Source organism: Pseudomonas sp. Q11 (assembly GCF_024494355.1).
Lineage (GTDB): Bacteria > Pseudomonadota > Gammaproteobacteria > Pseudomonadales > Pseudomonadaceae > Aquipseudomonas > Aquipseudomonas hefeiensis.
This window is the reverse complement of sequence record NZ_JAKNQY010000047.1, coordinates 1-15,721: the sequence shown is the minus strand read 5'-3', so window position 1 is coordinate 15,721 and position 15,721 is coordinate 1. Positions and strand designations below refer to the sequence as shown.

Genomic DNA, 15,721 nt, shown 5'->3' with positions numbered 1-15,721 from the left:
CAGCACCAGTGATCATGTTTTTTACGTAGTCGGCGTGACCTGGGCAGTCAACGTGTGCGTAGTGACGCACGGCCGAATCGTATTCAACGTGAGCGGTGTTGATGGTGATACCGCGAGCTTTTTCTTCCGGGGCGCTGTCGATCTTGTCGAAGTCAACCTTGGCCGAACCGAAAACTTCGGAGCAGACACGGGTCAGAGCTGCGGTCAGCGTGGTTTTACCGTGGTCGACGTGACCGATGGTACCAACGTTGACGTGCGGTTTGTTCCGTTCAAATTTTTCTTTAGCCACGACAATTAACTCCTAGCTTAAAGGGCTGAATCAGCCTTGCTTTTTGGTAACAGTTTCGACGATATGCGACGGAGCTGTATTGTATTTTTTGAATTCCATAGAGTAGCTTGCGCGACCCTGAGACATGGAACGAACGTCGGTTGCGTAACCGAACATTTCACCCAACGGAACCTCGGCACGAATGACCTTGCCGGAAACCGTATCTTCCATACCCAGAATCATGCCACGACGACGGTTAAGGTCGCCCATGACATCACCCATGTAGTCTTCAGGCGTAACAACCTCTACCGCCATGATCGGCTCAAGCAACTCACCACCGCCCTTCTGGGCCAGTTGCTTGGTCGCCATGGAAGCAGCCACCTTGAACGCCATCTCGTTGGAGTCGACGTCGTGGTAAGAACCATCGAACACAGTCGCCTTCAGGCCGATCAGCGGATAGCCGGCAACAACGCCGTTCTTCATCTGCTCTTCGATACCCTTCTGGATCGCCGGGATGTATTCCTTAGGAACCACACCACCTACGACTTCGTTCACGAATTGCAGACCTTCCTGACCTTCATCAGCCGGTGCAAAACGGATCCAGCAGTGACCGAACTGACCACGACCACCGGACTGGCGAACGAACTTGCCTTCGATTTCACAGTTCTTCGTGATGCGCTCACGATAGGAAACCTGAGGCTTGCCGATGTTGGCTTCGACGTTGAACTCACGGCGCATCCGGTCAACCAGGATGTCCAGGTGCAACTCGCCCATGCCAGAGATGATCGTTTGACCAGTCTCTTCATCAGTCTTAACGCGGAAAGATGGATCTTCCTGAGCAAGCTTGCCCAAAGCGATACCCATTTTTTCCTGGTCATCCTTGGTTTTCGGCTCAACGGCAACCGAAATAACCGGCTCCGGGAAGTCCATGCGAACCAGGATGATTGGCTTGTCGCCGTTGCACAAAGTCTCACCCGTGGTGACGTCCTTCATGCCGATCAAGGCCGCGATGTCACCAGCGCGCACTTCCTTGATCTCTTCGCGGGCGTTTGCGTGCATTTGCACCATACGACCCACGCGCTCTTTCTTGCCTTTTACAGAGTTGATCACGCCGTCGCCGGAGTTCAACACGCCCGAGTAAACCCGAACAAAGGTCAAGGTACCCACGAATGGGTCGGTAGCGATCTTGAACGCCAGAGCCGAGAACGGCTCGTTATCGTCTGCATGACGCTCCAGTTCGATAGTCTCGTCATCCGGGTCGGTACCCTTGATGGCAGGAATATCGGTCGGCGCAGGCAGGAAGTCGATAACGGCGTCGAGAACCAGGGGAACACCCTTGTTCTTGAAGGAAGAACCGCAAACAGCCAAGACGATTTCGCCAGCAATGGTACGCTGACGCAGAGCAGCCTTGATTTCCTCGTTGGTGAGTTCTTCACCCTCAAGGTACTTGTTCATCAGCTCTTCGTTGGCTTCGGCCGCAGCCTCAACCATGTTGCCACGCCACTTCTCGGCTTCTTCCAGCAACTCTGCAGGGATGTCCTTGCGAACAGGAACCATACCCTTGTCAGAGTCATTCCAGTAGACAGCTTGCATGTTGATCAGATCGATCTGACCCTGGAAGTTGTCTTCGGAACCGATAGCCAACTGGATCGGCACCGGAGTGTGACCCAGACGCTGCTTGATCTGAGCGATCACGCGCAGGAAGTTGGCACCAGCACGGTCCATCTTGTTTACATAAACAAGACGTGGAACGCCGTATTTGTTGGCCTGACGCCATACGGTTTCCGACTGAGGCTCAACACCCGAGGTGCCGCAGAACACAACCACAGCGCCGTCGAGTACACGCAGGGAACGTTCAACTTCAATGGTGAAGTCTACGTGACCCGGGGTGTCGATGACGTTGAAGCGGTGCTCATCCTTGTACTGCTTCTCGGAACCCTTCCAGAAGGCGGTAATGGCAGCAGAAGTAATGGTAATACCACGCTCCTGCTCCTGCACCATCCAGTCGGTGGTCGCGGCGCCATCATGCACCTCGCCCATCTTGTGACTTTTGCCAGTGTAAAAAAGGACGCGCTCAGTGGTGGTGGTTTTACCAGCATCCACGTGGGCAACGATACCGATGTTACGGTAGCGATTAATCGGTGTAGTACGAGCCATAAAGCCCTCGCAAATTGAGTGACGCTAGAATTAGAAGCGGTAGTGCGAGAAAGCCTTGTTGGCTTCAGCCATACGGTGCACGTCTTCACGCTTCTTAACTGCAGCACCTTTACCTTCAGCAGCGTCCAACAGTTCGCCAGCCAAACGCAGAGCCATGGACTTCTCACCGCGCTTGCGGGCGAAGTCTACCAACCAGCGCATTGCCAGGGCGTTACGACGGGACGGACGAACTTCGACCGGAACCTGGTAAGTAGCACCGCCTACACGGCGCGACTTCACTTCGACCAGCGGAGCGATGGCGTCGAGAGCTTTCTCGAAGATTTCCAGGGGATCGCTGTTCTTGCGTTCCTTAACTTTGTCCAGTGCGCCATAAACAATACGCTCGGCAACGGCTTTCTTGCCGCTTTCCATTACGTGGTTCATGAACTTGGCGAGAATCTGGCTTCCGTACTTCGGATCGTCCAGAATCTCACGTTTGGCTGCTACGCGACGTCTTGGCATTGATAAGCCCTCAAACGGTCTTCAGGTTCGCTCGGAATCGGTGCCCTTGCGGGACGCCTCCGACCTTACTCTTATCGACTCAAAAAATAGAAAATCAGTTTTTACAAAAAGCCGCTACTACTTAGGCTTCTTGGTACCGTACTTCGAACGACCCTGGTTACGACCTTTAACGCCGGAGGTATCCAAGGAGCCGCGAACGGTGTGGTAACGAACACCTGGCAAGTCTTTTACACGACCGCCGCGGATCAGTACCACGCTGTGCTCTTGCAGGTTGTGGCCTTCACCACCGATGTACGAGGAAACCTCGAAACCGTTGGTCAGACGCACACGGCATACTTTACGCAGTGCCGAGTTAGGTTTTTTCGGCGTGGTGGTATACACACGGGTGCATACGCCACGACGTTGCGGGCAGTTCTGCAGCGCAGGCACGTCGGATTTCTCGACGATACGCTTACGCGGCTGACGTACCAGCTGGTTGATAGTTGCCATCTACTAGCTCCACTGTTGTCTTGCGACGCTATTGTCTTACAAGAAAAGCAAAATGGCAGGAACGAATTCCCGCCAAATTTAGGGGATCAAGAGTCTAAAGAGGATCTTGTTCCCAGTCAAGGCAAGGCCCCGACCTCCCCGCTCGCCGGATCTCGACAATTTGTCTCGATCCAGCAGGCGGGATGACCAGGGCCAGGCACTTAATTACCGCAGAACTCAGTTACCGCTCGAGTTCAGTGCTTCGGTCAGTGCAGCTTCCACTTCACTGGCGCTTACGCGCAACGGCTTGTCCGCATCACGACGACGCTTGCGCTCGCTGTGATAGGCCAAACCGGTACCGGCCGGGATCAGACGACCCACGACTACGTTTTCTTTCAGGCCGCGCAGGTAATCGCGCTTGCCGGTTACCGCCGCTTCGGTCAGTACGCGGGTGGTTTCCTGGAAGGAAGCCGCCGAGATGAACGATTCGGTAGACAACGACGCCTTGGTGATACCCAGCAACACGCGAGTGAACTTGGAGACAAATTTGTCTTCCGTCGCCAGGCGCTCGTTTTCTACCAGTACGTGAGTCAGTTCCATCTGGTCGCCCTTGATGAAACTCGAATCGCCGGATTCAGCGATTTCAACTTTACGCAGCATCTGACGCAGGATGGTCTCGATGTGCTTGTCGTTGATCTTCACGCCCTGCAGACGGTAAACGTCCTGGATCTCGTTCACGATGTACTTGGCCAGCGCACTTACACCCAACAGACGCAGGATGTCGTGTGGATCGCTCGGGCCGTCGGAGATAACTTCACCGCGGTTTACCTGTTCGCCTTCGAAGACGTTCAGGTGACGCCACTTCGGAATCAGCTCTTCGTACGGATCGCTACCGTCGTTCGGCGTGATGACCAGACGGCGCTTGCCCTTGGTCTCTTTACCGAACGCGATGGTGCCGCTGACTTCAGCCAGAATCGAGGCCTCTTTCGGACGACGAGCTTCGAACAAGTCGGCAACACGCGGCAGACCACCGGTGATGTCGCGGGTTTTCGAAGTTTCCTGCGGGATACGAGCGATAACATCACCGATCGCGATCCGCGCACCGTCCGCCACACCGACCAGGGCGTTGGCTGGCAGGAAGTACTGAGCGATTACGTCAGTGCCTGGCAGCAACAGATCCTTGCCGTTGTCGTCGACCATCTTCACGGCCGGACGGATGTCCTTGCCAGCAGCTGGACGATCTTTCGCATCAAGTACTTCAATGTTGGTCATACCGGTCAATTCGTCGGTCTGACGCTTGATCGTGATGCCTTCTTCCATGCCCACGTAGGTCACGGTACCTTTCATTTCGGTCACGATCGGGTGAGTGTGCGGATCCCACTTGGCGACGATGGCGCCAGCGTCGACCTTGTCACCTTCCTTGACCGAAATCACAGCACCGTACGGCAGCTTGTAACGCTCGCGCTCACGACCGAAATCGTCAGCGATTGCCAGCTCACCGGAACGCGATACAGCCACCAGGTGACCGTCCACTCGCTCAACGTGCTTCAGGTTGTGCAGACGAACAGTACCGCCATTCTTCACCTGGACGCTGTCAGCTGCGGAGGTCCGGCTTGCCGCACCACCGATGTGGAACGTACGCATCGTCAGCTGGGTACCCGGCTCACCGATGGACTGGGCAGCGATAACGCCGACCGCTTCACCGATGTTCACCTGGTGACCACGAGCCAGGTCGCGACCGTAGCACTTGGCGCAGATGCCGTAGCGGGTTTCGCAACTGATCGGCGAACGCACGATCACTTCATCGATGCTGTTGAGCTCGATGAACTCGACCCACTTTTCGTCAACCAGAGTGCCGGCAGGAACGATCACGTCCTCGGTACCTGGCTTGAATACGTCACGGGCAATGACACGACCCAATACGCGCTCACCCAGCGGCTCTACAACGTCACCGCCTTCAATGTGCGGCGTCATTACCAGGCCATGCTCGGTGCCGCAATCGATCTCGGTCACGACCAGATCCTGGGCAACGTCTACCAGACGACGAGTCAGGTAACCGGAGTTCGCTGTTTTCAACGCGGTGTCGGCAAGACCCTTACGAGCACCGTGAGTGGAGATGAAGTACTGAAGTACGCTCAAGCCTTCACGGAAGTTCGCTGTAATCGGAGTCTCGATGATGGAACCGTCCGGCTTGGCCATCAGGCCACGCATACCGGCGAGCTGACGGATCTGCGCAGCAGAACCCCGTGCGCCCGAGTCGGCCATCATGTACATCGAGTTGAAGGATTCCTGGTCGACTTCGTTGCCATGACGGTCGATGACTTTCTCTTTCGAGAGGTTGGCCATCATCGCCTTGGAAACTTCGTCGTTCGCCTTGGACCAGAGGTCGATTACCTTGTTGTACTTCTCGCCCTGGGTGACCAGGCCGGAGGCGTACTGACTTTCGATCTCTTTCACTTCTTCGGTGGCAGCACCGATGATGCGGGCTTTTTCATCCGGGATAACGAAGTCGTTAACACCGATGGAAACGCCGGAAATGGTCGAATAGGCAAAACCGGTGTACATCAACTGGTCAGCGAAGATCACGGTCTCTTTCAGACCAACCACGCGGTAGCACTGGTTGATCAGCTTGGAGATCGCCTTTTTCTTCATCGGCAGGTTGACGACGTCAAAGGACAGGCCTTTTGGCACAACCTGGAACAACAGCGCACGGCCGACAGTGGTGTCGACGATACGGGTGTTGGTCACGCTGCCGCCATCACGATCGTTCACGGTTTCGTTAATCCGCACCTTGACCTTGGCGTGCAGTGCGGCTTCGCCGGCACGGAACACACGGTCAACTTCTTGCAGATCCGCGAACACACGACCTTCGCCCTTGGCGTTGATCGCTTCACGAGTCATGTAATACAGACCCAATACAACGTCCTGGGACGGAACGATGATTGGCTCACCGTTGGCTGGCGACAGGATGTTGTTGGTGGACATCATCAACGCACGCGCTTCGAGCTGGGCTTCCAGCGTCAGCGGTACGTGCACGGCCATTTGGTCGCCGTCAAAGTCGGCGTTGTACGCTGCACAGACCAGCGGGTGCAGCTGGATAGCCTTACCTTCGATCAGTACCGGTTCAAATGCCTGGATACCCAGACGGTGAAGCGTCGGCGCACGGTTGAGCAGCACTGGGTGTTCGCGAATCACTTCGGCGAGAACGTCCCAAACCTCTGGCAGCTCGCGCTCGACCATCTTCTTGGCGGCTTTGATGGTGGTCGCCAGACCACGCATTTCCAGTTTGCCGAAGATGAACGGCTTGAACAGCTCGAGTGCCATTTTCTTAGGCAGACCGCACTGGTGCAGACGCAGGGTCGGACCTACGGTAATTACCGAACGACCGGAGTAGTCAACACGCTTACCGAGCAAGTTTTGACGGAAACGACCCTGCTTACCCTTGATCATGTCAGCCAGGGATTTCAGAGGACGTTTGTTCGAACCCGTAATAGCGCGACCACGACGACCGTTGTCGAGCAGTGCATCGACAGCTTCCTGCAACATACGCTTTTCGTTGCGCACGATGATGTCCGGAGCGGACAGATCAAGCAGGCGCTTCAAGCGGTTGTTACGGTTGATCACTCGACGATAAAGATCGTTGAGGTCGGAAGTCGCAAAACGACCGCCATCGAGCGGAACCAGTGGACGCAGGTCTGGCGGCAAAACCGGCAGAACGGTCAGCACCATCCACTCTGGCAGGTTGCCGGAACCCTGGAAGGCTTCCATCAACTTCAGACGCTTGGACAGCTTCTTGATCTTGGTTTCGGAGTTGGTTTGCGGAATTTCTTCACGCAGACGGCCAATCTCGTGCTCCAGGTCGATCGCGTGCAGCAGTTCACGGACAGCTTCGGCACCCATGCGGGCATCGAAATCGTCGCCGAACTCTTCCAGCGCTTCGAAGTACTGCTCGTCGTTGAGCAACTGCCCTTTTTCAAGGGTGGTCATGCCCGGGTCGATAACGACATAGCTCTCGAAGTAGAGAACGCGTTCGATATCACGCAGGGTCATGTCCATCAGCAAGCCGATACGGGACGGCAGCGATTTCAGGAACCAGATGTGGGCAACGGGCGAGGCCAGCTCGATGTGCGCCATGCGCTCACGACGAACCTTTGCCAGCGCAACTTCAACGCCGCACTTCTCGCAGATCACACCACGGTGCTTCAAGCGCTTGTACTTACCGCACAGGCACTCGTAATCCTTTACCGGGCCAAAGATCTTGGCGCAGAACAGGCCGTCACGCTCGGGTTTGAACGTACGGTAGTTGATGGTTTCCGGCTTTTTAACTTCACCGAACGACCACGAACGGATCATCTCAGGCGAGGCCAATCCGATACGGATGGCGTCGAACTCTTCGACTTGACCCTGGTTTTTCAGCAAATTCAGTAGGTCTTTCAAGGCCTTTCCTCCTGGCGGAGCAGAGAGCGGGCAAAACAGCCCCGCTCTCGATTCGCGTCACGTGTTATTCGGTTTCCAGATCGATATCGATGCCGAGGGAACGAATTTCCTTGATCAACACGTTGAAAGACTCGGGCATGCCCGGCTCCATACGGTGATCGCCGTCCACGATGTTTTTGTACATCTTGGTCCGGCCGTTCACATCGTCCGACTTCACTGTGAGCATTTCTTGCAGAGTGTATGCAGCACCGTACGCTTCCAGTGCCCAGACCTCCATCTCCCCGAAACGCTGACCACCGAACTGTGCCTTACCACCCAGCGGCTGCTGGGTAACCAGGCTGTAAGAACCGGTAGAACGAGCGTGCATCTTGTCGTCTACCAAGTGGTTCAGCTTCAGCATGTACATGTAGCCAACGGTAACCGGGCGCTCGAACTTGTTGCCGGTACGGCCGTCGAACAGCTGCATCTGGCCGCTTTCCGGCAGATCTGCCAGTTTCAGCATGGCCTTGATTTCGCTTTCCTTGGCACCGTCGAACACCGGAGTTGCCATTGGAACGCCGCCGCGCAGGTTCTTTGCCAGATCCAGGATTTCCTGATCAGAGAAAGTATCCAGCTCTTCGTTGCGGCCGCCGATCTCGTTGTAGATCTCGTGCAGGAACTTACGCAGGTCAGCGACCTTGCGCTGCTCTTCGATCATACGGTTGATCTTCTCGCCCAGACCTTTGGCCGCGAGGCCCAGGTGGGTTTCGAGGATCTGACCAACGTTCATACGCGAAGGTACGCCCAACGGGTTGAGGACGACGTCAACCGGGGTGCCATTGGCATCGTGCGGCATGTCTTCAACCGGCATGATCACGGAGACCACACCTTTGTTACCGTGACGACCGGCCATCTTGTCGCCCGGCTGGATGCGACGACGGATTGCCAGGTAAACCTTGACGATTTTCAGCACGCCTGGAGCCAGGTCATCGCCTTGCTGCAGCTTGCGCTTCTTGTCTTCGAACTTGTCGTCCAGCAGGCGGCGGCGATCAACGATATAGGCCTGGGCCTTCTCGAGCTGCTCGTTCAGAGCATCTTCAGCCATGCGCAGTTTGAACCACTGGCCATGCTCAAGACCGTCGAGAACTTCGTCGGTGATTTCCTGACCTTTCTTCAGGCCGGCGCCACCTTCGGCTTTGTGGCCGACCAGAGCGGAGCGCAGACGTTCGAAAGTTGCGCCTTCAACGATACGGAACTCTTCGTTCAGGTCCTTGCGGATCTCGTCGAGTTGAGTCTTCTCGATAGACAGTGCACGAGCATCACGCTCTACACCGTCGCGGGTGAAGACCTGTACGTCGATGACGGTACCCTTGGTGCCGGTAGGCACGCGCAGGGAGGTGTCCTTAACGTCACTGGCTTTTTCACCGAAGATGGCACGCAGAAGTTTTTCTTCCGGAGTCAGTTGAGTCTCGCCTTTCGGGGTGACCTTACCAACCAGGATGTCGCCTGCGCCTACTTCAGCACCTACGTAAACGATACCGGCTTCGTCCAGCTTGTTCAGTGCGGCTTCACCCACGTTAGGGATGTCCGCAGTGATTTCCTCTGGGCCAAGCTTGGTGTCACGGGCCACACAGGTCAGTTCCTGAATGTGGATCGTGGTGAAGCGGTCTTCCTGAACAACACGCTCGGACAGGCAGATGGAGTCTTCGAAGTTGAAGCCGTTCCATGCCATGAACGCGATGCGCATGTTCTGGCCCAGTGCCAGTTCACCCATATCGGTGGACGGACCGTCAGCCATGATGTCGCTACGCTGAACCCGATCACCCTTGTTCACCAGCGGACGCTGGTTGATGCAGGTGTTCTGGTTGGAGCGGGTGTATTTGGTCAGGTTGTAGATGTCGACGCCGGCTTCGCCAGTTTCAACTTCATCATCAGCAACTCGAACCACGATACGGCTGGCATCGACCGAGTCGATAACGCCACCACGACGAGCCACGACGCAAACGCCGGAGTCACGGGCAACGTTACGCTCCATGCCAGTACCTACCAGCGGCTTGTCGGCACGCAGGGTCGGTACAGCTTGACGCTGCATGTTCGAACCCATCAACGCGCGGTTGGCGTCGTCGTGCTCGAGGAACGGAATCAGCGACGCCGCCACCGAAACAACCTGCTTAGGCGAAACGTCCATCAAGGTGACGTCTTCCGGCGCCTTGACGGTGAACTCGTTCAGGTGACGAACAGCTACCAGCTCGTCGATCAGCTGACCTTTTTCGTTCATGGTCGCCGAAGCCTGAGCGATCACATGATCGGCTTCTTCGATAGCGGACAGGAACACGATCTCGTCGGTCACCAGGCCTTCTTTCACCACACGGTACGGGCTCTCGAGGAAGCCATACTGGTTGGTGCGGGCATAGGCTGCCAGCGAGTTGATCAGACCGATGTTCGGACCTTCCGGCGTTTCAATCGGGCAAACACGACCGTAGTGAGTCGGGTGTACGTCACGAACTTCGAAGCCTGCGCGCTCACGGGTCAGACCGCCCGGGCCGAGTGCAGAGACACGACGCTTGTGGGTAATCTCCGACAGCGGGTTGTTCTGGTCCATGAACTGAGACAGCTGGCTCGAACCGAAGAACTCCTTCACCGCCGCAGCCACCGGCTTGGCGTTGATCAGGTCTTGCGGCATCAGGCCTTCGCTTTCAGCCATCGACAGACGTTCCTTGACCGCGCGCTCTACACGCACCAAGCCAACACGGAACTGGTTCTCGGCCATCTCGCCTACGCAGCGAACACGACGGTTACCCAGGTGGTCGATGTCATCGACGATGCCTTTACCGTTACGGATGTCGACCAGGGTCTTGAGCACCGCAACGATGTCGTCCTTGTTCAGCACGCCCGAACCTTCGATTTCGGTACGACCGATACGACGGTTGAACTTCATCCGGCCGACCGCAGACAGGTCATAGCGCTCAGGGCTGAAGAACAGGTTGTTGAACAGGGTCTCGGCTGCGTCTTTGGTTGGCGGCTCGCCAGGACGCATCATGCGATAGATCTCGACCAGGGCTTCCAGCTGGTTGCCGGTGGAGTCGATCTTCAGCGTGTCGGAGATAAACGGACCGCAGTCGATATCGTTGGTGTACAGAGTTTCAATGCGAACAACCTGGGCCTTGGCGATTTTTGCCAGGATCTCGGTGTTCAGCTCGGTGTTGCACTCTGCCAGGATTTCGCCGGTGGCCGGATGCACGATGACCTTGGCTGTGGTGCGACCCAGGACGTAGTCCAGAGGCACCTGCAGTTCTTTGATCCCGGCTTTTTCCAGCTGGTTGATGTGGCGAGCGGTGATACGACGACCCTGCTCGACAATAACCTTGCCTTTATCATCCTGGATATCGAGGACAGCGATTTCACCGCGCAGACGCTGAGGCACCAGTTCCAGGCTGAGGTTTTCACCTTGCACATGGAAGACGTTGGTGGTGTAGAACGCGTCCAGCACTTCCTCGGTGGTATAGCCGAGCGCACGCAGCAGTACCGATGCAGGCAGCTTGCGGCGACGGTCGATACGCACGAATACGCAGTCTTTCGGGTCGAACTCAAAGTCCAGCCACGAACCGCGGTAAGGAATGATGCGCGCGGAATAAAGCAGTTTGCCGGAGCTGTGCGTCTTGCCACGGTCGTGGTCGAAGAACACGCCCGGAGAACGGTGCAGCTGGGAAACGATTACACGCTCGGTACCGTTAATTACGAAGGTACCGTTCTCAGTCATCAGGGGGATTTCACCCATGTAGACTTCTTGCTCTTTGATGTCCTTGATCGCTTTGTTCGACGATTCTTTGTCGAAAATGATCAGGCGCACTTTTACCCGCAAAGGTACGGCGTAAGTCACACCGCGCAATACGCATTCTTTGACATCAAATGCCGGTTCGCCCAGGCGATAACCGACGTACTCCAGCGCAGCATTGCCGGAGTAGCTGATGATCGGGAAAACGGATTTGAAGGCCGCATGCAGGCCCACGTCGCGGAACTGATCTTTAGTCGCTCCCGCTTGCAAGAATTCACGATACGAATCCAGCTGGATGGCCAGGAGGTACGGCACATCCATGACGTCCGGCAACTTGCTAAAGTCCTTGCGGATACGTTTTTTCTCAGTATATGAGTAAGCCATCAGCGTTCCCCAGCTTGGTCACCTGCTTGTTTGGCCCCTCCCGACGGGAGCAGCCAGAAAATCGTGCAAACCCCATGGTTTGCGCCACCACATCGGGTGGATACAGCTCGCTATAAGCACCGACCCAGTCGGCTGCCAATAACGGAAAAAGGCCGGTGGCAAAAGCCACCAGCCATCAGCCTGTCGCTTAACGCTCGGGCTGGAGACGCAAAGTCGATGCTTACTTCAGCTCGACTTTAGCGCCTGCTTCTTCCAGAGCGGCCTTGGCTTTGTCAGCTGCGTCTTTGGCAACAGCTTCCAGAACCATGGCAGGAGCGCCGTCAACTACAGCCTTGGCTTCTTTCAGGCCCAGACCGGTCAGCTCACGTACTGCCTTGATCACGTTAACTTTCTTCTCGCCAGCTTCGGTCAGCATGACGTTGAATTCGGTTTGCTCTTCAACAACGGCGGCAGCAGCAGCTGGACCAGCGGAAGCAGCGGCAGCGGAAACGCCGAATTTTTCTTCAAAAGCTTTGATCAGCTCAACAACCTGCAGAACCGACATTTCAGCTACGGCGTTGAGGATATCTTCTTGGGAGATAGACATTACTGTATTTCCTGAATTGGGGGACGGCCTACGCGGCCATCGAAATAAACAAAAAAGCGCGAGAGAAAATGCTCAGCCTTAGGCTGCAGCAGCTTCTTTTTGCTCGCGAACTGCAGCCAGAATACGAGCCAGCTTGCTGGTAGCGCCTTGAATCACGCTCATCAGCTGCGAAATGGCTTCGTCGCGGGTCGGCAGTGTTGCCAGTACATCGATCTGATTAGCTGCGAGGAACTTGCCCTCGAACGCAGCTGCCTTGATCTCGAACTTGTCCTGACCCTTGGCGAACTCCTTGAACAAACGGGCAGCAGCGCCTGGATGATCTTTGGAGAACGCGATCAGGGTCGGGCCGGTGAACACGTCGTTGAGAACACTGTATTCAGTGTCAGCAACAGCGCGCTTGAGCAGGGTGTTACGTACAACACGTACGTAAACGCCAGCTTCACGAGCCTCTTTACGGAGTCCGGTCATTGCGCCTACTGTTACGCCACGGGCATCAGCCACGACAGCGGACAGAGCGACTTTGGCAGCCTCGTTGACTTCAGCGACGATGGCCTTCTTGTCTTCGAGATTAATTGCCACGGGTTTAACTCCTGCTTGTTACCGTTTCATTCGATCGAAACCGAATGTCGTTTTGGTGTCTGATTCGGTAAGGAACCGGGAGCACCATCTGCGTAGGCTTGTGGTTTAAGACTTTCGTCGCCTACGGTCTTGGACAGCCCCCGCCAGGCAGGGACCCCAATTTTTCGATTGGCGCAATCGCTTGCGCCAATCTGAGTCTTACGCGTCGAGCGAGCTCTGATCGATGACCAGACCTGGGCCCATAGTGGTGCTCAGGGTAACGCGCTTGACGTAGATACCTTTCGAAGAAGCTGGCTTGATACGCTTCAGATCAGCGATCAGGGCTTCTACGTTTTCCTTCAGCTTGACGGCGTCGAAGCCAATCTTGCCAACGGAGGTGTGAATGATGCCGTTCTTGTCGGTGCGATAACGAACCTGACCAGCCTTGGCGTTTTTAACCGCGGTGGCTACGTCTGGCGTTACAGTGCCGACTTTAGGGTTAGGCATCAGACCACGTGGACCGAGGATCTGACCCAGCTGACCCACAACGCGCATGGCATCCGGGGATGCGATAACTACGTCATAGTTCAGGTCGCCGCCTTTCATTTCAGCAGCCAGATCGTCCATGCCTACGCGATCAGCACCAGCAGCCAGAGCAGCTTCAGCTGCTGGGCCCTGGGTGAAAACAGCTACACGAACGGTCTTGCCAGTGCCGTGTGGCAGCACGGTAGCGCTACGTACGACCTGGTCGGATTTACGTGGGTCAACACCCAGGTTTACAGCAACGTCGAACGACTCGCTGAACTTGACAGTCGACAGCTCGGCCAGCAGAGCGGCGGCGTCTACAAAGTTGTAGGCCTTGCCTGCTTCGATTTTGCCGGCGATAGCCTTTTGACGCTTGGTCAGCTTAGCCATTACACACCCTCCACGTTAAGGCCCATGCTACGAGCAGAACCGGCGATAGTACGCACGGCTGCATCCATATCAGCTGCGGTCAGATCCGCGTTTTTGGTTTTCGCGATTTCTTCCAGCTGTGCACGGGTAACGGTGCCAACCTTAACGGTGTTTGGACGAGCGGAGCCGCTGGTCAAACCTGCAGCCTTCTTCAGCAGAACCGAAGCAGGGGTGCTTTTTGTTTCGAAGGTGAAGCTGCGGTCGCTGTAAACAGTGATGATCACTGGAGTCGGCAGACCTGGCTCAAGACCCTGAGTACGGGCGTTGAAAGCCTTGCAGAACTCCATGATGTTCACGCCATGCTGACCCAGGGCAGGACCAACAGGTGGGCTTGGGTTAGCCTGAGCGGCCTTCACTTGCAGCTTGATGTAAGCGGTAATTTTTTTGGCCATGAGGCACTCCAATTACGGGTTCTAGCGCCTCGAAAGGCTCCCCGGTTACTTGCGCGTTTATCCCAGTGACGACAAAACCCCACAGCCTAGGGCTGCGGGGTTGGGATGCCTGTTCAATCAGACCTTTTCGACCTGACTGAACTCTAGCTCTACCGGAGTAGAGCGACCGAAAATGAGCACTGCCACTTGGATCCGGCTCTTTTCGTAGTTAACTTCTTCAACCGTGCCATTGAAATCAGCGAATGGGCCGTCTGTGACCCGAACAACTTCACCTGGCTCAAACAGCGTTTTCGGCTTCGGCTTATCGCTACCATCAGCGACGCGACGCAGAATCGCTTCTGCCTCTTTATCTGTAATCGGTGCAGGCTTGTCAGCAGTACCGCCAATGAAGCCCATCACCCGAGGGGTATCCTTGACCAAGTGCCAAGTCCCTTCGTTCATATCCATCTGTACCAGCACGTAGCCCGGAAAGAACTTGCGTTCACTTTTGCGCTTCTGGCCATTACGCATCTCAACCACTTCTTCAGTGGGGACCAGAATCTCGCCAAAGCCATCTTCCATGCCAGCCAGCTTTACACGCTCTACCAGCGAGCGCATGACATGCTTCTCGTAACCCGAGTAAGCATGCACAACGTACCAACGCTTAGCCACGGGACACCCTTAGCCAACAATCAAGGAAACAAGCCAGCCGAGCAGGGAATCGAGCCCCCACAACAGCAACGCCATTACCAGAACAACAGCCACAACGATCAACGTGGTCTGCGTGGTTTCTTGGCGAGTCGGCCATACGACTTTACGAATCTCGGTGCGAGCTTCCTTAGCGAGTACAAAGAAAGACTTGCCCTTAGCCGTTTGCAGCCCCACAAAGGCAGCAACAGCGGCAATAGCAAGCAATGCAAGTACACGATACAGGATCGGCGAAGCAGAGTAATACTGATTGCCAACAACGCCAACAACCACCAAAGCGACTACCACTAGCCACTTGAGCAGATCGAAGCGAGAGCCTTGAGCTTCAGCTTTAGGAGTCATCTATGAAGATCCTGTGAAAAGAAAGCCAGACACACCAAGTGAATCTGGCAGGTCAGGAGGGAATCGAACCCCCAACCTACGGTTTTGGAGACCGTCGCTCTGCCAATTGAGCTACTGACCTAAAACAAAATCAGGCCGACCATTATGCCGGCCCGAAAAAGACATTACAACTATTTACTCGATGACTTTGGCTACGACGCCGGCGCCGACGGTACGACCGCCTTCACGGATAG

At 55.7% G+C, this 15,721-nt stretch carries 12 protein-coding genes and 1 tRNA gene; all 13 read right to left on the bottom strand.

The genetic code is table 11. The annotated features are described in order from the left end of the window. A partial coding sequence (locus tag MA884_RS27380; RefSeq protein WP_256233424.1) for a GTP-binding protein occupies positions 1-289 on the bottom strand: 289 nt, incomplete at its 3' end. A gap of 30 nt (positions 290-319) precedes the next feature. Then, positions 320-2,425 (bottom strand): elongation factor G, encoded by a 2,106-nt coding sequence (gene fusA, locus MA884_RS27375; protein WP_256233423.1) that lies wholly within the window; start codon positions 2,423-2,425, stop codon positions 320-322. A gap of 30 nt (positions 2,426-2,455) precedes the next feature. Next, positions 2,456-2,926: a 30S ribosomal protein S7 gene (rpsG, locus tag MA884_RS27370; protein WP_003186074.1), complete on the bottom strand. Its 471-nt coding sequence runs from the start codon at positions 2,924-2,926 to the stop codon at positions 2,456-2,458. A 117-nt stretch (positions 2,927-3,043) separates the two neighbouring features. Beyond that, a complete protein-coding gene (gene rpsL, locus MA884_RS27365; protein ID WP_002555494.1) occupies positions 3,044-3,415 on the bottom strand; it encodes a 30S ribosomal protein S12 in 372 nt (123 codons plus the stop codon). A 216-nt stretch (positions 3,416-3,631) separates the two neighbouring features. Next, complete coding sequence (rpoC, locus tag MA884_RS27360) at positions 3,632-7,831, bottom strand: DNA-directed RNA polymerase subunit beta' (RefSeq protein WP_047230482.1); 4,200 nt, start codon at positions 7,829-7,831, stop codon at positions 3,632-3,634. A 64-nt stretch (positions 7,832-7,895) separates the two neighbouring features. Then, positions 7,896-11,969, bottom strand: coding sequence for a DNA-directed RNA polymerase subunit beta (gene rpoB, locus MA884_RS27355; RefSeq protein WP_256233422.1), 4,074 nt, complete (start codon positions 11,967-11,969; stop codon positions 7,896-7,898). Between the two features lie 220 nt (positions 11,970-12,189). Next, positions 12,190-12,555 carry a 50S ribosomal protein L7/L12 gene (rplL, locus tag MA884_RS27350; protein ID WP_256233421.1) on the bottom strand — a complete coding sequence of 122 codons (366 nt, stop codon included), beginning with the start codon at positions 12,553-12,555 and terminating at the stop codon, positions 12,190-12,192. A gap of 78 nt (positions 12,556-12,633) precedes the next feature. Then, complete coding sequence (gene rplJ, locus MA884_RS27345; RefSeq protein ID WP_256233420.1) at positions 12,634-13,134, bottom strand: 50S ribosomal protein L10; 501 nt, start codon at positions 13,132-13,134, stop codon at positions 12,634-12,636. 198 nt (positions 13,135-13,332) lie between these two features. Continuing rightward, positions 13,333-14,028: a 50S ribosomal protein L1 gene (gene rplA / locus MA884_RS27340; protein WP_003186095.1), complete on the bottom strand. Its 696-nt coding sequence runs from the start codon at positions 14,026-14,028 to the stop codon at positions 13,333-13,335. Beyond that, positions 14,028-14,459: a 50S ribosomal protein L11 gene (rplK, locus tag MA884_RS27335; protein WP_003176435.1), complete on the bottom strand. Its 432-nt coding sequence runs from the start codon at positions 14,457-14,459 to the stop codon at positions 14,028-14,030. The genes rplA and rplK overlap by 1 nt, the downstream gene beginning before the upstream one ends. Before the next feature lie 117 nt (positions 14,460-14,576). After that, complete coding sequence (nusG, locus tag MA884_RS27330) at positions 14,577-15,110, bottom strand: transcription termination/antitermination protein NusG (RefSeq protein WP_003186097.1); 534 nt, start codon at positions 15,108-15,110, stop codon at positions 14,577-14,579. A gap of 9 nt (positions 15,111-15,119) precedes the next feature. Beyond that, on the bottom strand, positions 15,120-15,488 hold the full coding sequence (gene secE, locus MA884_RS27325) for a preprotein translocase subunit SecE (protein ID WP_003186101.1): 369 nt from the start codon (positions 15,486-15,488) through the stop codon (positions 15,120-15,122). A gap of 45 nt (positions 15,489-15,533) precedes the next feature. Beyond that, positions 15,534-15,609 (bottom strand) — tRNA-Trp (locus tag MA884_RS27320). Positions 15,610-15,721 lie beyond the last annotated feature (112 nt).

Bases quoted from the DNA above. Each gene is read 5' to 3' on its own strand.
- rplL (WP_256233421.1), bottom strand. From the start codon at position 12,555: ATGTCTATCTCCCAAGAAGATATCCTCAACGCCGTAGCTGAAATGTCG.
- secE (WP_003186101.1), bottom strand. From the start codon at position 15,488: ATGACTCCTAAAGCTGAAGCTCAAGGCTCTCGCTTCGATCTGCTCAAG.
- rplA (WP_003186095.1), bottom strand. From the start codon at position 14,028: ATGGCTAAGCTGACCAAGCGTCAAAAGGCTATCGCCGGCAAAATCGAA.
- rpsL (WP_002555494.1), bottom strand. From the start codon at position 3,415: ATGGCAACTATCAACCAGCTGGTACGTCAGCCGCGTAAGCGTATCGTC.
- rpsG (WP_003186074.1), bottom strand. From the start codon at position 2,926: ATGCCAAGACGTCGCGTAGCAGCCAAACGTGAGATTCTGGACGATCCG.
- fusA (WP_256233423.1), bottom strand. From the start codon at position 2,425: ATGGCTCGTACTACACCGATTAATCGCTACCGTAACATCGGTATCGTT.
- rplK (WP_003176435.1), bottom strand. From the start codon at position 14,459: ATGGCCAAAAAAATTACCGCTTACATCAAGCTGCAAGTGAAGGCCGCT.
- rpoB (WP_256233422.1), bottom strand. From the start codon at position 11,969: ATGGCTTACTCATATACTGAGAAAAAACGTATCCGCAAGGACTTTAGC.